Below are 23,300 nucleotides of genomic sequence, written 5' to 3'. Positions count from 1 at the left end.
CGTGCCACCCAGAGGCTAGAACGTGGCAAGAAGCGCTCTAGCTTGCTATTTCCCGCGCGGGTCTTCCTTGAACCGGAACGGCGGGTCGCCGGTCAGGTCGCTGCTCGTGAATGTTGGGCACCAGTAGCGCTCGACGTGGCCGATCATCAGGTCGGTCCCTTCAAAGTGGCTGACGTGCGGCGACATTTCGTGGTTGTACATCGTGTCGGTCATGTCGCGGACCAGGGCCACGTTCTTGCCCAGCTTGACCATCTGGCGAATGGCGAACGGCCGCCCCAGGACGCACATGTTCAAATGGACGCCGCAGAGCACCACGTTGTCGATGCCTTGCGCCGTCAGCAGGTTCCAAGTCTCTTGCCCGTTGTCGGTCAGCGCGTCGCCGGTGTCGATCTTGAGCGTGTCGATCTCGCGTTTCCAAGGATGCCCCTGCGCGCACTTTTTGGCACAGTCGCAACCCATGTCAGAATCGTCGATCGGAATGGCCGGCTCGCGCTGCGGATCGGGATAGCACCAGGCGGTTCCCCAACGCTCGAGCTTCGACAGCTCGATCGGCGGCTTGCTGTACGGCGCCGACAGCGCGATCAACCGCGCCGGCGAGTCCTTGTAGAAGTCCATGCACGAGCTCGGCGCGTGAATGATCAGGCAGCCCTTATCGCGGGCTTTGCCGATCATCCGGTTCATCGGCCCGGCCAACTCGACCACGCGATCGGCCGCTCCCTGGCACCAGTGGGCGTCCCACATATCGCAGACAATGAACGCCGTCTTCAACGGATCCCAGACGACCTTCTTCTCGACGATTTCCGACTTGGCCTCGGCGTTCATCCCGCCGGTGCGCGAGCGCAGATGCAGATTCAACATGGCGGGATCCTGTGCCGTGGCAAGTGACGTGAAGGCGAGCATAAATCCCAACGAGTAGATCGCGGCGCGCATGATAGCTCTCTCTACCAAGTCCAACGGGAAATGCAAAACCCAGGGGGCGAAACCCCTGGGCTTGTGGTTGTCAGTTAGGAAACCGCTGCAACGCCGGCGGCGATTACGTAATCGCGTACTTCTTCCGCTGCTCGCGGCGCAGCCAGCCGTTCGCCTCGTCGTCGCCGACGAACAGCTCGGTTTCCGGGTTCCACTTTAGCGGACGACGGAGCCGAATGGAAATATTCCCCAGATGACACGTCGTCGCCACCCGGTGCTGGCTTTCCAGGTCCGAAATGGGCGTCTTGCGGGCCTTCACGCAGTCGAAGAAGTTCCCCATGTGATTGACAATGGCGTCGAGCTTGCCCGTCCGCTCGGGACGTTCGCGGTTGTCAAAGCCGTAGAGCTTGAACTGCTCGTGCGGCAGCGGGTTGTCTTTCAACTCGTCAACGGCCTTGCCGGCCACGGTGCCGCGGTTGACGAAGATTCGCCCCTGGTCCCCTTCGAACAAGATGCCCGCCCGCCCGTCGCAGCGAATCTTCAAGGTCACATCGCCAGCGTACTTGTAGTCGACCTGGAACGTCGGCGGCACGTTGTAGCTGTTTGGATCGTTGGGCAACACGTCGGCATAGCCGTTGATCTCGAGTGGCCCGGACGAGTCGCAACCGATCCCCCAGTGGGCGATGTCGATGCCGTGCGCGCCCCAGTCGGTAAGCTGGCCGCCGGAGTATTCATACCACCAGCGGAAGGTGTAGTGGCAGCGCTCGCGAATGTACGGGACGTCGGGCGTCTGACCCTGCCACATGTCCCAGTTCAGGTTCGCGTAGGGCTTGGTCACCTCGAACGGCCCCCCGACTGGGTTTGGGCTGGTCGTGACGGTCACGGTGTGCAACTTGCCGACGCGACCGGCGCGGACCAGCTCGCAAGCCAGGCGGAACTTCCAATCGCTCCGCTGCCACGTGCCGACCTGCACCACGCGCCCCGTTTCCTTGACGACCTTACGCAGCAGCTTCCCTTCGTCAACCGTCAGCGTGATCGGCTTTTCGCAATAGACGTCTTTGCCGGCGCGGCAGGCGTCGATAACCATCTTGGTGTGCCAATGGTCAGGCGTGGCGATCAGCACCACGTCGACATCTTTCCGGTCCAGTAGCTTGCGATAATCCTCGACCAGCGTGCCGCCGAACGAGGCGATCGCCTGGCCGCCGATGTCCTTATCGACGTCGGCAATGCAGACCACGTCCCCGTGGGGCAACGACTGGCGCGTGATCACCGAACCTTGATAGCGCAGGCCAATCGAGCCAATGCCAAAGCGGTCATTTTTCGACTTGGGCAAGCTGGCGTCGGCGCCAAAGGCGGGCCAACTCATGAAGTAGGGCGTCGCCGCGCCGGCGGCCGCGGCCAACGTGGAACCGAGAAATTGGCGACGATTGGCGGGCGAGTGCTTGGTCATGGGACGTGACTCCTACAGCGGAGGATGAATATCGGGGGAAGGGTTACGGGCGGGATTCGGCGCGGCTATTTCTTCTTGGCGCGGGCGGCTTCGAGCAGCTTGATCCACGGCCCCATGTAGTACCCGTGGTCGTGAAACGTGCGGCCGCTGACCAGATTGCCATCGACGACGCACGCTTCATTCACAAACGTGCCGCCGCAAACTTCCAGGTCGAACTTGCACTTGGGCACGGTGGCCATTCGCCGCCCCTTCACACAGCCGGCCCGGGCGGGGATTTCCACGCCGTGACAGACGCTGGCGATCGGCAGGTTATGCTCGAAGAAGTACCGGGTGACCCGCAACAGATCTTCGTCTTCGCGAATGTATTCCGGCGCGCGGCCGCCCGAGAAGAAGATGCCGGCGTACTGTTCGGGGCGGATGTCCTTGAAGGCGATCTTGGCTTCGATCTGATAGCCTTCCCACTCGCGGGTGATGGTCCAACCGGGCCGGACCTCGTGCATCACCATTTGGAACTTGCGGGCCTCGGGGCCGGCGACGACCGGCTCGAAGCCAGCTTCCTGTAGACGGTAGTACGGATACAGCGTGTCGACCGTTTCGGTCGCATCGCCGACGATGATCAGAACTTTTTCCATGACTGAAGGGCTCGCGTGGATGAAGTAGCGTGACTGGCGCGCTCGATGGCGTTTCGATCTAGGCTATCGCGAAACACTCGGAAGGACATTCCGATATTGCGGAAACTCATTCCGATATTTTGTCACGGCGAGCGGCAGCCCGATAGCCCCCCGGCGGCGTCTGGAATTGCCGCTTGAACGCCTCGTTGAAGTACGAAGCCCGCGAAAAGCCCGACCGCCGCGAGATTTCGACGAGCGACAGCTCCGTCTCAATGAGCAGCCGCCGCGCGTGGTCGAGGCGAATCCTCAGCACCTCGTCATGCGGCGAGCGTCCCAGCGCCGCGCGCAGGCCACGCTCCAATCGGCTGCGCGACACCGGCACCGCGCGCAACAACTCGGGCACGCCCAGCCCCTGGCAGGCGTGCTCGCGAATCCAGCGCAAAGCCGCCGCCAGTTCCGCGTCGTCCATCGCCACAATGTCACTCGAAGCGCGGACCCGCACCCCCAGCGGCGGAATCAACTGGGTGCGCGGCACGCGCTGGCCGCGCATCAGGCGATGCAACGCCTGGGCCGCCGTATAGCCATTGCGGACGGCATCGAACGCCATGCTCGACAACGGCGGCGTCGCCATCGAGCAGAGCGACTCATCGTTTTCGACGCCGACCACCGCCGCTTGTTCCGGCACCGAGACGCTGGCGCGCTGACAGGCATCCAATAGCCAAAAGCCCAATTGATCGGTACAGGCCATGATGCCGACCGGCTTGTCGAGCCCGGCCACCCAGCGGACCAGGGCGTCTTGCTGGCGCTCCCACTGGGCAGGCTGCTCGCGGCTGCCGGCCTGGAACACCTGGCACGGAAAGCCGGCCGCGCGCAACGTGGCGATGAAGTTCTCGTTCCGTTCGACGAAGTACGATTCGGTGTTCAGCGCGTAGAGGCCGAACTGGCGGAAGCCGCGTTCGAGTAGGTGTTCAGCGATCAGCCGGCCAATGGCGCGATTGCCGACGCCCACGAACGGAAAGCGGTGGCGCAGCCGAGTGGCCCGCAGTTCGACCGCCGGCACGCCGGTGGCTTCGATGGCGTTGGCCACCGACTGGCTAACCGTGCGGGTGATGATGCCATCGCCGCGCCACCCGGCCAGCCATGACGGCGGCCGCGATTCGAGCGACCGCAGTTCCATGAACACCGACCAGGGACCGTGCTCGGCAATGTACTGATGAATGCCGCGCAGCATGTCGCGTGCGAATGAGCGCGAGGTTTCGATCAGCAGCGCCACGTGGGGCAACGACTTGGTTTTCTTGGCGCGTGCCACGCTCGCTGCTTTCTGCGTGCGGTTTTCGCCAGCCGGAAGGCGAAGCTTGCCCCCTCGCGAATCGCCGGGACGACCTCATGACTCAACGTCGGGGTATGCGGCACGCTGGCCTAGACCGTCTTCTTTAGCGCGGCGATATTCATGGTGAAGCGATTCTGGCTCGATTCATTCCGCTCGCCACGAGTGGGAGAGTAGTCGTAAACCTCGACGGTCGTGCCATCGGGCCGGAACTCGAGCAGCCGCAGCCAACCATCGCCGCCGTTGGGCTTCATCTGGAAATTGACCAGACATTGATGCACGTTGCGTCCCGCGGCGGTCGGCGTGACGGTTCGCCCCAGTCCGTCATTCAGCACGTGACCGTTGAGCGTGAGGATGAAGTTCTCCTGCTTGCCCACCAGCTTTTGCCACAACTCTTCTCCGTCGTTGATGTCCGTCGAATGCGCGGCCAGCGGATACGAGTGCGGATTCCACTTTTGATCCTTGCCGCGCTGGACCCAATCGTAGCGCGTCTCGTCATAATACATATAGGCGTGCGTGATCAGGATGGCCTGCCGATCGCGATGTCGGGCAGCCACTTCGTTGGCCCACCGGATGACGTCGCCGCGCGGGCCGAATTCCAGCGACAAGACCAGGAAATCGCGCCCGCCGGCCGAGAACAAGTAATAGCTGTTATCCAGCCGCTCGGCCGCACGGTCATAGATGCCGCCAAAGCCGCGCTGCGCGCGGAGTTTGTCCGCGGGGAAATACTGCTGAAACTGGGTTGAGCGCTGGTCGCACTTTCCTTGCTCGCCGTAATCGTGATTGCCGAGCGTCATGAAATAGGGCACGGCGCCGTCCAGCTTGCTCATGGCGCTGGCAGCCACTTCCCACTCGGGCGCAGTATTGTGATTGGTCACGTCACCCAGATGCAGCACACAGGCGATGTTTCGCCGCTGGCGGTTCGCGACGATCCACTCGGTCTGGGCATGGAACTGCTCGGGATACTTCTCGCTGTAGTGCTGGGTGTCGGGCAGCACCGCGACGGTAAACGAACCTTCCGTCAGCGCGGGAGGCTCGCCCGGAATCAGCACGGCATCGGCGTAGGGATCAATCTTCGGCTTGGCCGCCGGTTCGGCCCCGCGTAGTACATTCGCGTCGAGCGCACCCAGCGATGGCGCCAGGGCCAGACCAGCGCCATACCGCAGCACTTGCCGACGAGTGGGTCGAAACATGACAAAGCTCCTCAGGAAGGGAGAATGGCGAGTCGTTAACCGAGGTGCGCAGGCCTGGTATGATTGGACATTAACGACCACGTCTGTGAGGAGCAAGTATGCATGTTGCCCAAATCGGCGGCGCCATGGCGCGATGGTACCCGCCCGACCTTACGCCTCTCGCCCGGCAGCACAGCCAATTGTGATTCAATAGCAAGTTTTGAGGCCCGGTAAATCACGTGTAAGCTTGGTTGCGCTGCTTCCGCGGATTCACGACACTTCGTTCGTCAAACAACAACCCACTCGGAACGAGTCAGACTCTTTCACGGGAGTACCCCCATGCCACGACGCGCCGCCACGCTTCACCGTCGTAGTTTCTTGCAGGCCTCGGCTGGCGCGGCACTGGCCGCAGCCGCGCTCCGCCCCGCGACGTTGCGCGCGGCCGAGAAGGCCGGCCCGGCCAGCGAGCGGATTCGCGTCGGCGCGATCGGCGTTGGCAATCGCGCCAAGTTGCTGCTTGAACAGTTGCCCGAGGGAGCCCAAATCGTCGCGTTGTCTGATTGCAACGTGCCGCGGGCCGAGGCGTTCAAAGCGGCCAAGCAAGGCGACTGGCCCATCGTGGCCGACTATCGCCAATTGCTCGACCGCCAGGATATCGACGCCGTGATCGTCGGCACCGGCGAGTTCCAGCGCGTGCTGCCGTGCATTCACGCCCTGCAGGCCGGCAAGGATGTCTACGCCGAGAAGCCCCTGTCGCTGTACGTGCAAGAAGGGCGCGCGCTGGCCGACGCCGTGCGGCACTATGGCCGCGTGCTGCAAGTCGGCTCGCAGCAGCGCTCGATGGCCATCAACCGGTTGGCCTGTGAATTTGTCCGTAACGGTGGCTTGGGCAAGCTGCTGGAAGTTCGTGCGGTGAATTACCCAGGGCCGGCCGCCGCGCCCGAGCCGGCGCCGGCCGAGGAGCCCGTCACGGCCGGGCTCGACTGGAGCATGTGGCTCAACCAGTCGGTCATGCGTCCGTTCAACAAGAAGTGGCTGGGCTGGATGGCCTGGCGTGATTTCTCGGGAGGCCAAATGACCAACTGGGGCGCGCACGGCGTCGACCAGATTCAATGGGCGCTCGGCGCCGACGGCGCTGGCCCGGTGGAAATCTGGCCTCTGAGCGAAGGCTCACACGGGCAAGTGGCCATGCGCTATGCCAACGACGTCGAGGTGAAGTTTATCCTCGATCGCGGGCCGATGGGGGGCGCGGTTTTCGTCGGCGAGCGCGGCAAGCTGGAAATCAACCGCAACAAGGTCGTCTCGAACCCGCCCGAGATCGCCGCGGAAATCCTCAAATCGGTCGACGTCGCCGCGGAAGAAAAGAAGTGGAGTGACCAGACAGCCCTCTGGCAGGCCCGGGCGCACCTGCAAGATTGGCTCGACTGTATCTGCAGTCGCAAGTTGCCGGTGGCCGACGTCGAAATCGGCCATCGCTCGATCACGACGTGCCACCTGGCGAACATCGCCCGCGAGGCGGGGCGTCGACTCCAGTGGGACGCGAAAGCCGAGAAGTTCGTCGGCGATCCCCAGGCCGACGCCATGCTGGTTCGCGAACGCCGCGCGGGGTTTGAGCTGCCGAAGATTGGCTAGCGCATCGATCGCGGCGAATGAAGCGGGGTGTGTCGCCTAACTCGACGACGTATGCAACTGCTTGGCGACCTTCTGGAACGTGCTTTTGGACCTGGTGCCAATCGACCGAACCGCGGTCATGCAGACGACGACGATCAAGGCCAGCATCACCGCGTACTCGACGGCCGTGGGGCCGTCATCACGGCGCAAGAACTGCCAACCCTTTTGCCACAGCGCTTTCATGTTCGGTTTCCCAAAGCAAAAACTAGAAGGCTTGGAAGGTCGATTACGTTGGGCCCCCACAACATTCGCCACTCGCGACGAACCGCCTTCGGCCGAGCGATCCTTACGTGCTCAGTTGACACGCAACGGTAGATTACGACTTGGCAAAGTCCAAACATTCCGTGCGATTGGACATTCTGTCACACGCTTCACTCCCCATCGATGGCACCACACCGTCATTCGTGTATTTCGGAATTCGTTCAGCCCTCTTAATCGATACGCCCCGGTCTCGGGGCGAGACGGCCGTGGACAAGTTGGCACGTCTCGGGCAAATCGAGTAGGCTAACGATCGTTTTGCCTTGAGGGGTGAATCATGGACGGTGATGGACTGCTCGGTCGGCTGACGCGGCGGCGATTGCTTCAGGTCGGTAGCTTGAGCGTGGCGGGGCTGTCGTTGCCGCGGCTGTTGGCTGCCGATGCGCAGCGCAACGCGGCGGCCCCTGCGCAACAAGCCGACGCCTGCATTGTGATCTTCCTGAACGGCGGCCCCAGTCATCTCGACATGTGGGACATGAAGCCGCAGGCCACCGAGGGGATTCGCGGCGAGTTTCAGCCGATCGCGTCGTCGCTCGCGGGCGCGCCGATCAGCGAGCATCTGCCGCTTTCGGCGCGGCACATGCACCGCTGCACGCTGATTCGCTCGATGCACCACAGCGTGAACAACTCGCACGCCGCGGCCGTCTACACCAGCATCACCGGTCACGACCGCGGCGACGCCAACCGGCTAGTCGGGGCCGAATCGGACGACCAGCCCACGATCGGCTCGGCGCTCACCTATCTGCGGCCACCGGCGAACGGGCGGGTACCGCACGTCTGTCTGCCCTACATCACCAAGGAAGGGGCCAAGGGGCCGCCGCAACCAGGGTTTTATGGCGGGCTGTTGGGCAAGTCATACGATCCGCTGTTCATCTTGAACGATCCGAACGCCGACGGCTTCTCGGTCCCCGAGCTGGCACTGCGCGACGATGTGACTCAGCCGCGTTTGAACGACCGCCGCCATTTGCTGGCGTCGCTGGCCGAGTCGTTCGTCGAACCGCGGCGCAATGCGGCCCTGGAAAACGTCTCGGGCTTTCAGCAGCGGGCGTTTGATCTGCTGACTTCCAATGCCGCGCAGCATGCGCTTGATATTGCCGCCGAGACGCCCGAGGTCCGCGAGCGCTACGGCCGCAACATCTACGGGCAAAGCGTGCTGCTAGCTCGCCGACTGATCGAGGCCGGCACGCGGCTGGCCACCATCTCGTGGGCCCCTGACGCCAACGCCACGTGGGATACGCACGGCAACAACTTCGTTAAGCTCAAGGAAACGCTGCTGCCGCAGTTCGATCGGGCCTTTGCCTCGCTGTTGACCGACTTGGTCGAGCGCCATTTGCTGGACCGCACGATCGTGGCGGTGCTTGGCGACTTTGGCCGCTCGCCGCGGGTTAACAAGGCTGCTGGCCGCGACCACTGGAACAACTGTTATAGTGTCCTCTTGGCCGGGGGCGGCTTTGGCAAAGGTGTCGTGTACGGCGCGAGCGATTCAACCGGCGCACTACCGGCGCAGAACCCCACGCGCCCTGGCGACGTGATTGCCACGCTTTATCACCTGCTAGGCATTTCGCCCGCCGAAGTAATTCACGATCGCCTCGGACGACCGCACCGCCTGGTCCCCGAAGGGGAAGTGATACCAGCCTTGCTGGCGTGAGTGGGCTTGCCTGCTCTTTTGCGCGAGCGCGCTCGACGACTTCGATTCGCCGCTCGCTGTTATCACCCGCTAGCGGCGCAAGCTTGCCGCCGCGCTTCGCGCAGAGAATCTTTGAGCCATCAAAACCTTTAGTTTCGTTAATTACAAATTGGTGAGCGGTCGATGTCGAAAGAGGGACGTAATGAAGAGTCCTTCTCTCGGATCAATCGTTGATGCTGAACCGCGCGGCACGATGGAAAATCAGCTTGGCTGTCGCGCTCGCGCTGTTGGCGCGCGGCGCGAGTCTTTGCGCGCAGCCTCCCACCGAGCTGGAATTGTTCGAACGTCCTGCGTCGTCGCTCGGCCCCGAAATTGGCGCTTCGGGCACCAGCGCCCTCGAGCCCGGCGCTGGCATGGTCGGCGGCCGCGTGGGCTCGGCCGTCGGTCGAGTACCGATGACCGTGGCCCAGCCAGGTGGCTGGAATCGCATCTCGCAGTCGCAAGCCGAAGTCCTGCCAGCCCCCAGCTTGCGCGCCGCCGAGGCTCCGGCTTACGGCCCGCTGGAGATTCCGACTCAAACGGGGGACGAAGGCCCAGCCGGCGGGCTGACCCTGGACGAAGCGATTGAGATTCTGGTCCGCGAGAACCTGGATCTGCGGGCCAAGCAGCTCGAACTTCCCCAAGCTGATGCTGACATCCTGACGGCCAGTCTGCGGGCCAACCCGTTGATGTTCGCCGACGCGCAACTGGTTCCCTACGGTTCGTTCGATCCGGTCGAGCGCCCCGGCGGCCAGACGCAATATGACGTGAACCTTTCGCTGCCGCTCGACGTCACCCAAAAGCGCCGCGCGCGAACGGTGGTCGCCGTCCAGGCCAAACGAGTGCTGCACGCTCAGTATCAAGACGCCGTCCGCTTGGCGATCGATAACCTGTACACCGCCTATGTCGATGTGCTGGCGGCCCGCGAGACGGTTCGCTTTGCCCAAGCCAGCATCACCGGGCTGGACAAACTGCTGGCCGCGGCCAAGGCCCAGGAGCGGCAGACCATCAAGTCGCGCACCGAAGTCAACCAACTGCTCATCCAGCGCGACGCCGCCGGCTTGGGACTGCTCGAAGCCGAAGCAGCTTTGCAGAACGCCAAACGTGCGCTGGCGCTGCAACTGAACGCGGTCACGCTCGACGCAGCGGCGCTCGAAGTGCGCGGCAATCTGCACCTGAAATCGCCGACGCCGCTGGTGCGCGAAGAGCTGGTGTCGCTGGCCACGACGGTGCGACCCGATTTGGCGGCCTATCGATTGGGCCTGGGTCGCGCCGCGGCCGACGCCCAATTGGCCCGAGCCAATCGGATGCAAGACGTCTATGTCGTCTACCAGCCGTTCACCGTGCAGGACAATCGCCAATACGGTAACGGCACGCCGAACACCACTAGTTGGGCGGCGGGCGTGACGATGAACGTGCCGCTGTTCGATCGGAACCAAGGGAACATCCGCCGCGCGCAAATCAACCAGACCCAATCGGTCATCGAGCTGCGGGCCCTCGAGCGGCAAGTGACCTTGGAAGTCGAGCAAGCATTCCAGAACTTCCAGACCACACAAACGACGATCGAACGGCTGGAACAGGCACTGCTCCCCGCGGCGCGGCAGGTGCTCGACGCGAACTTGCAGCTTTACCAGCAAGGCGAGACGAGCATGTTCAACTATCTGGCCGCTCAGCGCGAGTACAACGAGCTGGTGCGCCAGTACCGCGATGCACTGGTGGCCCATCGCCGCAGCATGCTAACGCTGAACACCGTCGTCGGACAGCGCATGCTCCCCTAGCGGCCGTCGGCGCCGCCGGCGGGTTGCGCCGCCAGCGACGCCTGCGAGGGGCGCTCGACGGGACGATTCTCCGCTAACCGGCGAAACTCGACCGTCACCGGCAAGTGACAACGCAGCGGCTCGCCGCTGTTCTTCACCCGCAGCGTGACGGGAATCTTGCCCGACGTGCGATTGGCCGCCGGCGCGGCAAAGACGAATTGAGCCGGCCACACGGTGCCCAACTCGCCAAGTCGCACTTCGATCGGCTGGCTCAGATCGACCTGGCTCAATTGCTTGGGCGTCAGTTCGACCTGCACGTCGACTTCACGCAGATCGACCAGTTCGCCCCAGACCTTGGTGCCGGCCCGGCTGACCGTGCCAGGGGTTACATCGAGCCAGCAGACGATGCCATCGATCGACGCATAAACAACGTAGTGTTCCAACTCGGCTTCGACCGCTTCGAGCTCGGCTTCGGCGGCTTTGAGACTGGCCGCGGCTTCGGCGATTTCCAGCTCAATCGGCTGCTTGAGCAGGTAATCAAGCCGGGCTTGAGCCGCTTGCTGATCAGCGATGGCCCGCAAGGTTGTCGTCTGTTGCTCGATGAGTTGCCGCTCGCTGATCGCTTCTTGCGAGCGCAGGGTGGTCAGCCGCTCGAGATAGGCCTGCGAAGCGCGGGTGTGAATCTGCGCGCTTTCCAGTTCGGCCTTGGCTTGTGCGCGCTCTTCGCCGCGGGGCATGGCGCGCAAGCGGGCCAGCGCCGCCGTCAGTTCCGTCACCTCGGCCCGATGGGCGCGGACATCGGCCTCGGGCTCATCGGCGTCGAGTTCCACCAGCGGGTCGCCGACGCGAACCTGGTCGCCTGGCTTGACGTAAACCTTGGTTACCGGGTGCATAACCGTGGCGGCGATTTCCGAGACGCGCCCCGGCGCTGGCAGACTGGTCCCCGAGACAATCAACGTCTGGGCCGACGGGGCGGGTGTGGCGGCCCCGGGTTCGGCGGCGGCCGCGCTTGCCACCAGCGACCACTCCGCCGACTGCCGCCCACACCCAGCCGCGATGAACAGTAGCCCCACCAGCCAAGTCGCCCGACGCATGATAACACTTCGACGAAAACACCCAGGAATTGCCACGAATCGTCGTCATTGTGCCAGCTTTTATGACTAATGCAATCAATATTTTTGAACATTCAAAATCTTGTTTTTGCACGATCACTTAATAGATTTTGGCAATTCAACTTGCGTCAATCGAATGGGCTCGCCGAAAGTCTCCGCCTCGACGGCTGCTGGCATCGAGCTAGCCAGGCGAGAAGCCGGTGAAGAATGCTACGTCCCCAGCTTGGAGAGTGCGGAACCGCTCACTTTCCGTCATTCCCGCGCAGGCGGGCATGACGCCCTATCGTAAATCTTCCTCACCTAACTCGCGAATCACGCGGCACGGGTTGCCGGCGGCAAAGACGCCCGACGGAATCGATCGCGTCACGACGCTGCCGGCACCGATTACCGACTTGTCGCCAATCGTCACGCCAGGGCAGACGATCGCGCCGCCGCCGACCCAAACATTGGCCCCAATTGCGATCGGCTTGCCGTACTCTTGCTTGCGGCGCAACTCGGCGTTCATCGGGTGCATGGCGGTGTAAAGCTGCACGGCCGGCCCGAACTTGGTGTAGTCGCCGATCTGCACCGAGCAGACATCGAGCACGATGCAATTGAAGTTGAAGAAGACCCGCTCGCCAAGCTCGATATGCGTGCCATAGTCGCAATAGAACGGCGGCTGCATATAGACCGACTCGCCACCCTGGCCGAACAGCTCGATCAGAATCTGGCGGCGGACGGCCTGGTCGCGCTCGTGCGAGGCGTTCAAGGACTGGCAAAGATCGCGTGCCCGCTCGCGCATGGCGCAAAGCTCGGCGTCGAGCGAATCGTACATTTCGCCGGCCAGCATCTTTTCCCGCTCGGTCGCCATAACGCACCGCTGATTAAGCATTGGCCGGCAAGCTGCGCGGCCCTGCCGTCATTCTACGCCCCTGCGGCGACCAATGAATCACCGCCACGAACACGAATGACGGGAGGAGCTATTTCGACGAAGAACTCGTCGCGGGCTGCTTACCTTGGCATTCCCGGCTTTGCCAGCAAGAAAGCAATCAATGTCGTGGCAGCGCCACCAACTTCTTGTCGATCTCCGCCAGTTTCAGCCGCACGCTGACAATGTACGGCGATTCCCCGGCGGTCCAGTGCCCATAGGTCGTCGTGACGATCGTATCGTCAGGCAGAACTTCGAGGCCAGGGTACGCACAATCCACCGTTTTGTGATTCTTCATCAGCCGCACGCGACACGTTCCCTCACGGCCGGCGGTGATGTCTTCGTACCGGCCCACCCACGCCACCCAGTCCCCCTTCGTGGTGCTCGCTCGGGTCGTGTCGCGAAAGGTGACAAACAGCCGACCGTCGGCGGTGTATCGGCCGACATGGCGATCGCCGGTCAGTGCCGCCGGCAGTTCTCTCGGCGGGGACCAAGACTGGCCTTCGTCGTCGGACACGATCACAAACGAGTTGTACTGCCGACTGTTTTCACGCAGCAGAACCGCGAGCTGTTTGCCATCGGGCGAACGGATGATGCCCGGCTCGCAGAGGTGGGCCGAGGCATGCGTGGCAATCGCGCGTGGCGCGCTCCAGGTCAAGCCACCGTCGGACGAGGTCGTCGCATAGACCGTAAACACGGGCGGCGATTTCGCCTTACCACCGGCGACAAAATAGCGACCATCGTCGTGAAACAGGGCCAGGTAGTCGCCCAATTGCAATCGTTCGACAGCCCCCATCGCCACGATCCCGCCAAAGTCGCCAACCGGCTTGAGTTCGCTCCAACTCACGCCATCGTTTTCCGACACCGCCATGCGGATCGGATACAAGCCCGAGAACATGATCAATCGTTTGGTGCCCTGGCGATCCACCACACGGTGGATGGTGGGAGTTTCCAGCGAGGTATCCCAACTGGCGGGCGTGGGTTGTCGCGCCGACCAGGTCAGGCCGGCATCGGTGGATCGTTTCAGAACGATCGGGCCGCGCCCGTGCCCCTTGGGATAGACAATCAGCATCGTGCGGTTGTCTTCCAGCAACACGGTCGTCGGGTGCCCGAGATACTGCCCCGGTTCACGATCGACGATCACCCGCCGCTGGGGCTCGTCGGCCAAATCAGCCAACGGAATCGTGTAGCCGGGCTCGGCGGCGACGGCGAATCGGGCTGTGCAACAAGTAAGTACGCAAGCTAAAGCGATTCGCGACGATGTATGGCGAGGCAGGACAAGCATAGTGTGGCTCTGCTTGCGGTGGTTTATCGGATCACTGGCACGATCTTACTCATCGAAGACGTTGCAGCGGTTCATTCATAGTGCATTGCCCAGGTGAGGTAACCTCTTCTCGCAGCCTCTTCATAAATCAATTGGCCGAGGCGGGGATCGAACCCGCACGTCCCTTACGGGACACGGGATTTTAAGTCCCGTGCGTCTGCCTGTTCCGCCACTCGGCCTGATTATTCGATCAATCTAATCGCACACGCGGAGCGCGCCTGATGCGCCGCCTTCGTTCATGGTACGCACGGGTGCGTACCCGGAAAATGAAGTCTCTGCACGAAGAACTAAGACTCCGCGTGGTTCATTTCCGCCCGCATTAGTGTCCGGCGGTGGTTTCCTGGCGTCAAGTGATGCGTGACAGCGACGATTTATCGGCGCTGATTCTGTGATGATTGTCGACCTTGTTCGGCGCGCTGGCTCGATGGCCCCCGGTCGTTGACCGGGGGCTAATGGCGTGGCGCGCATTGTTGAAGAAAACAACGCGACTCGCTGTAACTTGAATGGCCGTCAACACTGCCATGCGATTGCATGGGGTGGCCCAGACAACTTGCTTGTCTGGGCGGCGCAGCCGCAAGAGGGACTGGGATATTTACCCTTCGACCTCTTGTCGCTGCGCGACACCGACAACCAGTTGTCGGTGCTACCCTCTTGCGTCGAGCACGCTCATTTCACTTTAGCCCCCGGTCAATGACCGGGGGCCTTCGAACATCGGGCACTTGCGACGCTCTAATCGCTTTGCCCGCACCGCGAGAATCGTCCGCCAAATCGCCGTTGCACGCCGCTCCACCGCGTTGCAACCGGGGGGTGGCGACGTATAATGCCGCCGTGAGTTAAACGAGGCAATTTACGCACCACGGGGTCTCCGCGGGGCAGCGAGGAAATTTCGATGATGTCCGAGTCCGGCGAGCCCCAATCCATCGCCCCCCAGGAAACATCGGCCGAGGCCGAAGGCTCGTGCGGCAGCCGCTGCTGGGCGTCGGTGCTGCTGATCGGACGGGCGGCCCGGCTGGGGCTGCGGTCGCGGCTGTTCATGCCGGCGGCGGCGGGAGTGTTCCTGACGTTCCTGGGCTGGTGGTGCATCGCCTGGATGTTCTCGGGGACCGATGACCCGTATTTGAAAGCGGCGCTGCAGCCCTATGCCCATTGCCCGCTCAGCAGCGGTTGCATGGTGCAAGAGCCGATCGACACACGCACCATGAACCAGGTGCTTGCCGATCAGTTCCAGCGCGAACTGGCCCGTGATATGCAATCCAATGGCGCATTCACTCCGTCGATGCGCCTGACCACGATTACCAACGCGCCGAACGTGTGGGCCACCCTGTCGCGGCCAGTGCGCGACGCGTTCAGCCTGCAAGCCGGTTTTCAGACCCTGGCGTTTAGCATTCTGGCCCTGGCCTGGGCCAGCGCGGTCTGGGCGCTGGTCGGCGGCGCGATCTGCCGCATGGCGGCGCTGGAACTCGCACGCGAAGAAAAAATCTCCTGGGGCCAGGCCATGGGGCATGCCCTGGGCCGCTGGCGTTCGCTGTTTGCCGCGCCGTTGTTCCCGCTGGTCGGCGTGCTGTTGTTCGCGCTGCCGATGGCGGTGGTTGGGTTGCTGGGGCGGACGAACATCGGTGGGTTGCTGTTGGCGATCGTGTGGCCGGTTTATCTACTGGCCGGTTTCTTGCTGGCGATCTTTGTGATCGGGCTGTGGTTCGGCTGGCCGTTGATGATTGCCGCCATCAGCACCGAATCGAGCGACAGCTTCGACGGCCTGAGCCGATCGTTCTCGTATGTCTTTCAGCGCTCGGTAACGCTCCTTGGTTACGTAGCCGTCGCGGTGGTGTTCAATCTGTTGGCGGGGATCGCGGCGTTGTTCTTTTCCGAGATGGTGATCTATCTGTCAACTTGGGCAGCCAGTTGGGGAACCGGCGGCGGCCCCAGCGAGCTGACGCCTGTCGGCGAATGGGGAAAGCGAATCACCTGGTTCTGGAATTCGCTGGTGCGGCTGTTGGCGACTGGCGCGGTCTATGCCACGTTCTGGACCTCGGCCACGGCGATCTATTTCCTGTTGCGGCGCGACGTCGACGGCACCGAGTTGGACGACGTCTACACCGACGAAGGGCCGAACGCCTACGGCCTGCCCCCCTTGCGCAAGAATGACAAGGGCCAGGTCGAAGTCGCCGAGCCGACCGACGCTGGCCCCGGCGCGGTCGCCGACGGCTGAGCGCAAGTTCGGTCCTGGCATTCACCTCTCCCTTTAAGGGAGAGGTCGCTGAGCGCAGCGAAGCGGGTGAGGGTAAAAGCGTTGCAGGCCTATCGACTCCGGCTTACAACGGACAGTCACCAACCCCAAGCGTATCGGCCCGCGGCGCGTTTACCCTCCCCCCTGCCCCTCCCTGACAGGGAGGGGTGTTTGTCGCGCACGCCTCGTACGTTGTTAGCCGCGCCGAGCCTTTGACGAATCGCGCAACTCATCCTCAAACAAGGTCACGCCGCCATGAGCAAAGTTCGTGCAGCAGTCATCGGCTCGACCGGACGCGGCAACTATGGTCACGGGCTCGACGTCGCCTGGCTCGATGTCCCCAACGTCGAATTGGTGGCCGTAGCCGACGACAACCCGACCGGACTGGCGGCTGAGGCCAAGAAGCTGAAGGTTGAGCAAGCGTTCACCGACTATCGCAAGCTGCTCGACGAGGTGAAGCCCGAGGTGGTCAGCGTCTGCCAACGCTGGATCGACCGGCATCATGAAATGCTGCTCGCCTGCCTGGAGCGCGGGATTCACGTCTATTCCGAAAAGCCGTTTTGCCGCACGCTGGCCGAAGCCGACCAGTTGGTGGCGGCCGCCGAGCGCACGCACGCCAAGCTGGCCATCGCCCACCAGACGCGCTACAGCCCGCGGATCGAGATCGCCAAGCAACTGATCGCCAATGGCAAGATCGGCAAGGTGCTCGAGTATCGCGGCCGAGGCAAGGACGATCAGCGCGGCGGCGGCGAAGACCTGTGGGTGCTCGGCACGCACATCATGGACCTGATCCGCAACTTCTCGGGGGGCGCCGAGTGGTGTTTTGCCCGAGTCAACCAGAACGGCCGACCGATCACCAAGAGCGATGTCGCTGAAGGGAACGAAGGCCTCGGCCCGCTGGCCGGTGACGACGTGCGGGCGATGTACGGGCTGGCCGACGGCACGACCGGGTATTTCGCGTCACGCCGCAACGCCACGGGGCGTACGTCGCGGTTCGGCCTGCAAATCTATGGCAGCGAAGGCGTGATCGAAATCATCACCGGGCATGTGCAACCGACGATCAAGCTATTGGTCGACAGTGGCTGGTCCCCCGCGCGCAGCAAGAAACAATGGGTCGAGGTCTCGACCGCGGGCATCGGCGAGCCCGAGCCGGTGAAGGACGGCGGCCTGCACGTGCTAAACGTGATGGCGATCGAGGACTTGCTGGCGGCGATCAAAGAAAACCGCGACCCCAAGGGGAACATCTACCAGGCCCGCGGCGCGACCGAGATGATCGTGGCGGTGTTCGAGTCGCACCGCGTGGGCGGCCCGGTGACTTTGCCGCTCAAGACGCGGCAGAATCCGCTGACGCTGCTTGAGGCATAAGCATACCGCCACTTACTCGCGCCAGCGGGCGATGACCAGCGTGGCGGCCTGGCCTTGGGGCGTGACGCTCTGGTTGACGAACGTGTCGCCCGGCTGGGCTGCGCCATTGCGAACCAGATTCAACGCGATTTCCGGGTCGGGATGCGCCAGGTTCAACACCGGGAACAGCTTTTGCTTGTCCAGAGCCAACAAGCCGGCGATCATTTCGACCATTCCGCTCGCGGCGCCGATGTTCCCCGAGTAACTCTTCACGGCCGTGACGGGAAGCTGCTTGGCGTATGCACCAAACACTTCCTTGATGGCCGCCGCTTCGTCCTGGTCGCAACTGATCGTCCCCAGGCCGTGTGCCTGGAGGTGGCCAATCTGCTCGGGCTTCAAGCCCGCGTCGCGTAGGGCCATGCGTAGCGCGTTGACGAATGCCTGTCGCCGGTCGGCGATCAGCCGCCGCGTGGCGACACTCGCCGCGCCAGCGCCGAGGACTTCGCCATAGATCTTCGCGCCGCGCGCCCGGGCCGACTCGAGTGACTCGAGGATCACGGAACCAGCCCCTTCGCCCAACACCGTCCCCGTGCGATCGCGATCGAAGGGCCGCGACGCCTTCTCGGGCGCGTCGGGATTGAACTCGGCCACCGGTTCAGTTTGCAGGGCGTGGACCGCTTTCATCACGTGCAAGCGCGTGCCCGTCGCGCCGGCGATCATGATATCGGCATGGCCGCGCTGGATGACGCGGAACGCTTCGCCGATCGCCAGGTTGCTCGACGCTTCGCGCTGGGTCAGCGAGTTGCTCGGCCCGCGAAAATCGTTGTAAAAGGTGATGTGCGCCGCCGGCATGTTCGGCAGAAACTTGAGCAGCCAGAGGGGCTGCATCTGGGTCATGCCATGCCCGCCCCATTGTTCAAAGTGAAACTTCCGCTCGGGGTCGACGCAGGACATGATGCCGGCTTGCAGCTCTTCGGGGGGCGAGAGCATGTAGTCCGAGCCGAACACCACACCGGTTCGTTCGGGCACGTGCCCGCACGTGCCCAAGCCCGCGTCGTGCAACGCCCGCTGGGCGGCCGCGACGCCCATTTGCGACTCGCGGCACATGACCTTCAGCCCTTTGCGGATCGCCTTCTTCTTTTCCCCTTCCAAGGGGCCAAAATCGTCGATCTCGCCGTTCCAGGGATGGGCCTCGGAGCCGAATCGCGAGACCGGCGTCACCGGATTCTGGGCCAGCGCGATCACGCCGCTGCGCCCCGTGGTCAGGGCTTCCCACAGCGCGTCAGGCGTGTTGCCCAACGGCGAAACCAGCCCCAGGCCCGTGATGACGACTCGGCGTGTGCTGCGATCGGAACTCATGTAACCGTTGCCGGGGAAACCCGTTACGAGAACTGAACAGGAGCAGGAACCGACGATTGTACGTCACCAGCCAAGCGTCGGACAGGGGGAGCAAAGGCTGCGTTTGACGCATTTTAACGTCGATTTCGCTGCCGGGTGGACGCCCCAAGCCGGCGGCTCTGCCGCCGATCTCGGTGGCAGAGCCGCCGGCTTGGCAGAAATGCCAATGCGACATCGAATCGAGCAGCGCTTTAGTACCGGCCGCGATAGGTCTTGGCTTCGCGGACACCGCCTGGTGTGGCTGTCGGCTGGGGCGACGCGGCCACGCGGCCCTTGCTTTCGACAAAGACCAGCAAGTTCGATCGGGATGGCGAGCCCACCAGCGGCAAACCGCTCAGCGGATTGGCATCGGTCGGCATCGGCGGCGGCACCACGCCCAGGTCGATCACCAGCAGTTGATCGGCCGGCCAGCGGAAGCGCTCGTGCAGCCGGCAATGGGTCGCCTGGGGCACTTCGATCTTGGTTCGCTGCCGCGGCGCGTTGGCGGTCGGCACGTCGAGCATCACCGGCACCAGCTTTTCGAGCTGGTCGATGTTGCACTTGATCACCGCGTCGACCGTCCGGCCGTCAAGCGACAACAGCGGACTCAGTTCCAACGTGAACCCCTCGTCGAACTGGGCCGCCTGATTCTCGAACCCGGGCCAGACTTCGGGGCGGGCGATCACGTCGCGAATGTACTGCTTGGGGCGAACGACCGACACGCTGGACGATTGTCCGTTGTTGACCAGCATATGAGGGGAGCTGTGTTCGCGAAAGTCGCCGCGCTTGCGCAGGTCGGCCAACAGCACCGCGGCGTCTTCCTTGGCCAATAGCCAGGCTTGCACACCCTGGGCCTGAACCGCGACGGGTCGCAACATCGGATGGACCCGCGCCCGCCAGTTGGGGCTATCGACCGTGACCACGCGCAGACCAAAGGCGTACGACTCGGCTTCGCTGTTGACAAACCGGTCGACCACATCGTGGACGATCGCTTGGATTTCGGGCGTGTGATAGACGCGCAAGGTGCGGCTGTTGGCGCTCAAGATGCCCAGCGGCTCGCCGTGCCAGACTTCATAGCCGGTCTCGCGGAGAATCCAATCGACCACCGCTTGTTCGGGCCGATTGGTGCTGGTGACGCGAACCGTGTACGGCGTCAAGTTGTATTCGCGCCAAACCTGGCCATGTTCCTCGGGCAATTGCGGCAAGCCGTGCTTGACCTCGGCTACCGGCGGACGGGCTTCGCGATTCAGTGGCCGGCTTGGTTCGAGCAGCGGGTGAGTGTCGTCGTTCGCCCGGGCTGGATCGGCCTCGGCCGACTTGTTAGTGGACGGCACGTAACCTGACGGAGGATTCTCGACCGGCCCGCGCGACACGGGAGGACTAACGAAGGGAGCAGCCGGCGGCGGAAACGATCGATCGTCAAGCGGCGCTTGGGCCAGCGCGCTGGTCGCGCCCGTAGCAATGACGATCGACAACAGCAGCGCGGCAATGCATCGGCTGGACATGCGAGAGACTCCTGCAAGCGCCGGACACCGGCTCGAAAAATGGTGCAGGAGTATAGCGCTGGTCTTCCGCTGGCGGAAGACCAGCTAGCGATTAGCGATTAGCTGCTAGCGATTAGATAAAGCAATCAGCGGTTTCCCGCTAATTGCTAACCGCTAATCGCTAATTGCTTCCTCCACCGGCTTCTCCGATGGCACCACATCCTCGAAACCGGGGAGCATCTGCTGGCGCGGCGGATGCTGGCGCGCGACGTACCGCAGCCGGTAGCCTTCGCCAACGTGGACCATCACTTCCAGCAGCAACAACTCGGCCCGCGTCATCACGTGCCGCGCGCTGCGAGCGCCCAGGCCGCGGACCTGCTCGGCCAGCACGTGCAGGTGAAGCTGCAGCGTTTCGCGCGTACTGATGCCGGCGTCAACCAGGAAGTTCGCCAGCGCATTCATTTCGGTCGCCAGATTGCCCGAGCCCATGATCACGTAGGTCCGCAGCATCTCGCGGTACATCGCCACCAGCGGCTCGGGCAGGTCGGGCCTACTGTCACACGCGGTCGACGAATGGAGCGCTTGGTTCAATAGACACGCGCTGGCCCCTTCGGGGTCGCCGCCATGCTCGCGATACAGCGTTTCCAGGTCGGCCAACAGGTGACGCTGCTCTTGCAGCAACCGCTCTGCCTCTTCGTGCTCGAGACGCAGGCGAGTCTGCTCGGCTTGCATCATCCGGCGGTGGTCGCGTTCGAGCTGAGCGCGCTGGACGGCGCGGGCGGCCTGCCAGATCAAGAGCCGCGTCGTCGCCGAGTGAACGCACACATAAGCGTCGGCGCCGACTTCGTAGCACAACGGCAATAGCTCGGCCTCGCTCGCCTGGCCCAAGACGATGATCGGCTCGTCGGCCCCAGCGCCGCGCAGCCCCTCGACCAATTCCAAGGCGTCGAGTCCGGGCGGGTCGTGACTGACCAGGATCGCGTCGAAGGCTTCGTCGCGCAGTCGCGACATGCCTGCGGCGATGCCCATCGCTTCGTCCAACAGCACGACCATGGCGCTGTCCGCCGACAGGGCTTCGGCCAGCCAGCCGCCGGTTCGGTCGAGCGTCGTGACATGCAGCACGCGCAACTTCGGCGGCAACGCGCCGTAGCCGACAAAGGCGCGACTCCAATCAGAAGCGGTAGCGACCGTGGTCATCTAAAGAGGGCATCCTTGCCAGAACCGATTCGCAAGCAGCGAACGTGTGATTTGCGGGGCGGTACTGTATCGAACCCTGAAAAACACGTCAATTCCCAATCAAATGCAGGAAACCGACCACGACGACACAACGAACACGACGTAAGGCCAAAGTTGAACTGTTCTTCTCCGGCGTCGTGCCCGTTGTGTCGTCGTGGTCGAATTTCTTACTTCTACGCATCGTGTTAACCCCCCGAACCGCTGTATCGCGCTTCTCGATCTGCTAGATTCACCAGCAGTTGCATCACTCTGCTTTTGCACCGTTAGAAACGAGCATCGCGTGAAGATTGCCTATTTTGACTGCGCCAGCGGCATCAGCGGCGACATGACCCTGGCGGCTTTGGTCGATGCTGGCGTGCCGCTGGAACCGATTCAGGCTGGCATCACGTCGATGGGGCTGGCCGAGTGCCGGCTGGTGCCGTCGGAGGTCAAGCGACGCGGCTTTCGCGCCCGGCACATCAAGGTCGAACACCCGCCCGAGCACGCGCATCGGCACCTGCACCACATCACGGCCATGATCGACCGGGGCGCGCTGACGCCGCGGCAGAAGGATCTGGCCAAGCGAATCTTTCAGCGTCTGGGCGAAGCCGAAGCCAAGGTCCACGGCACGACCATCGAGAAGGTTCATTTTCACGAAGTCGGCGCGGTCGACTCGATCGCCGACATCTGCGGCGCGGCCATCGGGCTCGACTTGCTGGGAGTCGATCGAATCGTGGCATCCCCCGTTCCCACCGGCCAGGGGACCGTCGATATCGCCCACGGTCGCTGCAGCATTCCAGCGCCGGCCACGGCCGAGTTGCTGCGTGGGATTCCGATCGTTCACAGCGCCGTGAACGCCGAGTTGACCACGCCGACCGGAGCGGCCCTGCTGGCTACGGTGGTCGATCAGTTTGGGCCGCTGCCGACGATGACCGTTCAGCAAATTGGGTATGGGGCCGGCACTCGCGACATGGCCGAACAACCCAACGTGCTGCGGCTGTTCGTCGGCGAAAGCGCCGATGCCACGGTTGATGATCAGGTGTGGGTTGTCGAGACGACGCTCGACGACGTCTCGGGCGAGGTGATCGGCCACGCGACCGCCAAGCTGTTCGAGGCGGGCGCACTCGACGTCTATCATACCGGCGTGCAGATGAAGAAGAACCGTCCCGGCGTGGTGGTCACCGTGCTCTGCGCGCCCGAGTTGCTGGCCAAAGTCGAGCGGATTCTGTTTCGCGAGACAGGCACGCTGGGCATCCGCCGTTGGCTGGCCGCGCGCCACAAGATGGAGCGCAAACCCTGGCAGGTCGAAACGCCTTGGGGACCGGTCGACGGCAAGCTCGGTTGGATCGCCGGCGAGGAGCCGAACTTTTCGCCCGAGTATGAAAGCTGCCAGCGCGTGGCCCAGCAGCACAACGTGCCGCTGCGCCAAGTCTATGAAGTCGCCCAGCAAGCCTTCGTGGCGCAGGCAACAAAAGACGCGGCGAAGTAA

Annotated in this window: 18 protein-coding genes and 1 tRNA gene; 6 read left to right on the top strand and 13 right to left on the bottom strand. The window is 63.3% G+C overall.

Going from position 1 to position 23,300, the window contains the following annotated elements:
- Nucleotides 1-45: 45 nt before the first annotated feature.
- From JSS27_06830 to JSS27_06810, 5 genes are all read right to left on the bottom strand, one after another.
- The gene (locus JSS27_06830) at nt 46-930 is read right to left on the bottom strand and encodes a cysteine hydrolase family protein (GenBank protein MBS0208654.1); all 885 of its coding nucleotides are present in this window, start codon (nt 928-930) and stop codon (nt 46-48) included.
- Nucleotides 931-1,033: 103 nt separating this feature from the next.
- Nucleotides 1,034-2,359 (bottom strand): Gfo/Idh/MocA family oxidoreductase, encoded by a 1,326-nt coding sequence (locus JSS27_06825; GenBank protein ID MBS0208653.1) that lies wholly within the window; start codon nt 2,357-2,359, stop codon nt 1,034-1,036.
- Between the two features lie 65 nt (nt 2,360-2,424).
- Entirely contained in the window at nt 2,425-2,991 is a 567-nt protein-coding gene (locus JSS27_06820) for a DJ-1/PfpI family protein (protein MBS0208652.1), read from the bottom strand.
- Nucleotides 2,992-3,097: 106 nt separating this feature from the next.
- Nucleotides 3,098-4,201 carry a substrate-binding domain-containing protein gene (locus JSS27_06815; protein ID MBS0208651.1) on the bottom strand — a complete coding sequence of 368 codons (1,104 nt, stop codon included), beginning with the start codon at nt 4,199-4,201 and terminating at the stop codon, nt 3,098-3,100.
- Between the two features lie 188 nt (nt 4,202-4,389).
- Nucleotides 4,390-5,490, bottom strand: coding sequence for a metallophosphoesterase (locus JSS27_06810; protein MBS0208650.1), 1,101 nt, complete (start codon nt 5,488-5,490; stop codon nt 4,390-4,392).
- Between the two features lie 318 nt (nt 5,491-5,808).
- Between JSS27_06810 and JSS27_06805 the strand changes: the two genes are divergently transcribed.
- Complete coding sequence (locus tag JSS27_06805; GenBank protein ID MBS0208649.1) at nt 5,809-7,101, top strand: Gfo/Idh/MocA family oxidoreductase; 1,293 nt, start codon at nt 5,809-5,811, stop codon at nt 7,099-7,101.
- Between the two features lie 36 nt (nt 7,102-7,137).
- On the opposite strand, the gene JSS27_06800 is transcribed toward JSS27_06805, so the two are convergent.
- A complete protein-coding gene (locus tag JSS27_06800) occupies nt 7,138-7,323 on the bottom strand; it encodes a Flp family type IVb pilin (protein ID MBS0208648.1) in 186 nt (61 codons plus the stop codon).
- Between the two features lie 352 nt (nt 7,324-7,675).
- On the opposite strand from JSS27_06800, the gene JSS27_06795 reads away from it, so the two are divergent.
- Both JSS27_06795 and JSS27_06790 read left to right on the top strand, forming a co-directional pair.
- Nucleotides 7,676-9,046 (top strand): DUF1501 domain-containing protein, encoded by a 1,371-nt coding sequence (locus tag JSS27_06795; GenBank protein MBS0208647.1) that lies wholly within the window; start codon nt 7,676-7,678, stop codon nt 9,044-9,046.
- Nucleotides 9,047-9,291: 245 nt separating this feature from the next.
- Nucleotides 9,292-10,842, top strand: a complete 1,551-nt coding sequence (locus JSS27_06790; GenBank protein MBS0208646.1) for a TolC family protein — start codon at nt 9,292-9,294, stop codon at nt 10,840-10,842.
- Here JSS27_06790 and JSS27_06785 read toward each other — a convergent pair.
- The 4 genes from JSS27_06785 to JSS27_06770 all read right to left on the bottom strand — a co-directional run bounded on the left by JSS27_06785 (nt 10,839) and on the right by JSS27_06770 (nt 14,343).
- Entirely contained in the window at nt 10,839-11,915 is a 1,077-nt protein-coding gene (locus JSS27_06785; GenBank protein ID MBS0208645.1) for an efflux RND transporter periplasmic adaptor subunit, read from the bottom strand. The two genes, JSS27_06790 and JSS27_06785, sit on opposite strands and share 4 nt — an antisense overlap.
- Nucleotides 11,916-12,213: 298 nt before the next feature.
- Entirely contained in the window at nt 12,214-12,783 is a 570-nt protein-coding gene (locus tag JSS27_06780) for a sugar O-acetyltransferase (protein ID MBS0208644.1), read from the bottom strand.
- Between the two features lie 178 nt (nt 12,784-12,961).
- The gene (locus JSS27_06775; GenBank protein MBS0208643.1) at nt 12,962-14,125 is read right to left on the bottom strand and encodes an exo-alpha-sialidase; all 1,164 of its coding nucleotides are present in this window, start codon (nt 14,123-14,125) and stop codon (nt 12,962-12,964) included.
- A gap of 132 nt (nt 14,126-14,257) precedes the next feature.
- A tRNA-Leu gene (locus JSS27_06770) sits at nt 14,258-14,343 on the bottom strand.
- Nucleotides 14,344-15,056: 713 nt separating this feature from the next.
- Between JSS27_06770 and JSS27_06765 the strand changes: the two genes are divergently transcribed.
- Together JSS27_06765 and JSS27_06760 are read left to right on the top strand one after the other, a co-directional pair.
- Nucleotides 15,057-16,373 (top strand): hypothetical protein, encoded by a 1,317-nt coding sequence (locus tag JSS27_06765; GenBank protein ID MBS0208642.1) that lies wholly within the window; start codon nt 15,057-15,059, stop codon nt 16,371-16,373.
- A 273-nt stretch (nt 16,374-16,646) separates the two neighbouring features.
- Entirely contained in the window at nt 16,647-17,756 is a 1,110-nt protein-coding gene (locus JSS27_06760) for a Gfo/Idh/MocA family oxidoreductase (GenBank protein ID MBS0208641.1), read from the top strand.
- A 12-nt stretch (nt 17,757-17,768) separates the two neighbouring features.
- Here JSS27_06760 and JSS27_06755 read toward each other — a convergent pair whose 3' ends face one another.
- The 3 genes from JSS27_06755 to JSS27_06745 form a co-directional block, all read right to left on the bottom strand.
- Nucleotides 17,769-19,094, bottom strand: coding sequence for a beta-ketoacyl-[acyl-carrier-protein] synthase family protein (locus JSS27_06755; GenBank protein ID MBS0208640.1), 1,326 nt, complete (start codon nt 19,092-19,094; stop codon nt 17,769-17,771).
- A 230-nt stretch (nt 19,095-19,324) separates the two neighbouring features.
- A complete protein-coding gene (locus JSS27_06750; protein ID MBS0208639.1) occupies nt 19,325-20,617 on the bottom strand; it encodes a hypothetical protein in 1,293 nt (430 codons plus the stop codon).
- Between the two features lie 153 nt (nt 20,618-20,770).
- On the bottom strand, nt 20,771-21,793 hold the full coding sequence (locus JSS27_06745) for a hypothetical protein (protein ID MBS0208638.1): 1,023 nt from the start codon (nt 21,791-21,793) through the stop codon (nt 20,771-20,773).
- Nucleotides 21,794-22,112: 319 nt separating this feature from the next.
- Here JSS27_06745 and larC point away from each other — a divergent pair, with 319 nt between their 5' ends.
- Nucleotides 22,113-23,300, top strand: coding sequence for a nickel pincer cofactor biosynthesis protein LarC (gene larC / locus JSS27_06740; GenBank protein ID MBS0208637.1), 1,188 nt, complete (start codon nt 22,113-22,115; stop codon nt 23,298-23,300).

It is taken from the genome of Planctomycetota bacterium (genome assembly GCA_018242585.1).
In the GTDB taxonomy this organism is placed as follows: Bacteria; Planctomycetota; Planctomycetia; order Pirellulales; family PNKZ01; genus JAFEBQ01.
The sequence above is the reverse complement of the archived record's forward strand: the minus strand, read 5'-3'. Positions and strand labels throughout refer to the sequence as shown.

Excerpts from the sequence above, each read along its gene's own strand:
- JSS27_06760 (MBS0208641.1), top strand. The coding sequence starts at position 16,647 with ATGAGCAAAGTTCGTGCAGCAGTCATCGGCTCGACCGGACGCGGCAAC.
- JSS27_06745 (MBS0208638.1), bottom strand. The coding sequence starts at position 21,793 with ATGACCACGGTCGCTACCGCTTCTGATTGGAGTCGCGCCTTTGTCGGC.
- JSS27_06815 (MBS0208651.1), bottom strand. The coding sequence starts at position 4,201 with ATGCTGCGCGGCATTCATCAGTACATTGCCGAGCACGGTCCCTGGTCG.
- JSS27_06750 (MBS0208639.1), bottom strand. The coding sequence starts at position 20,617 with ATGTCCAGCCGATGCATTGCCGCGCTGCTGTTGTCGATCGTCATTGCT.
- JSS27_06820 (MBS0208652.1), bottom strand. The coding sequence starts at position 2,991 with ATGGAAAAAGTTCTGATCATCGTCGGCGATGCGACCGAAACGGTCGAC.
- JSS27_06765 (MBS0208642.1), top strand. The coding sequence starts at position 15,057 with ATGTCCGAGTCCGGCGAGCCCCAATCCATCGCCCCCCAGGAAACATCG.
- JSS27_06780 (MBS0208644.1), bottom strand. The coding sequence starts at position 12,783 with ATGGCGACCGAGCGGGAAAAGATGCTGGCCGGCGAAATGTACGATTCG.
- JSS27_06805 (MBS0208649.1), top strand. The coding sequence starts at position 5,809 with ATGCCACGACGCGCCGCCACGCTTCACCGTCGTAGTTTCTTGCAGGCC.
- JSS27_06800 (MBS0208648.1), bottom strand. The coding sequence starts at position 7,323 with ATGAAAGCGCTGTGGCAAAAGGGTTGGCAGTTCTTGCGCCGTGATGAC.
- JSS27_06785 (MBS0208645.1), bottom strand. The coding sequence starts at position 11,915 with ATGCGTCGGGCGACTTGGCTGGTGGGGCTACTGTTCATCGCGGCTGGG.
- JSS27_06775 (MBS0208643.1), bottom strand. The coding sequence starts at position 14,125 with ATGCTTGTCCTGCCTCGCCATACATCGTCGCGAATCGCTTTAGCTTGC.
- JSS27_06810 (MBS0208650.1), bottom strand. The coding sequence starts at position 5,490 with ATGTTTCGACCCACTCGTCGGCAAGTGCTGCGGTATGGCGCTGGTCTG.
- JSS27_06795 (MBS0208647.1), top strand. The coding sequence starts at position 7,676 with ATGGACGGTGATGGACTGCTCGGTCGGCTGACGCGGCGGCGATTGCTT.
- JSS27_06755 (MBS0208640.1), bottom strand. The coding sequence starts at position 19,094 with ATGAGTTCCGATCGCAGCACACGCCGAGTCGTCATCACGGGCCTGGGG.
- JSS27_06830 (MBS0208654.1), bottom strand. The coding sequence starts at position 930 with ATGCGCGCCGCGATCTACTCGTTGGGATTTATGCTCGCCTTCACGTCA.
- JSS27_06825 (MBS0208653.1), bottom strand. The coding sequence starts at position 2,359 with ATGACCAAGCACTCGCCCGCCAATCGTCGCCAATTTCTCGGTTCCACG.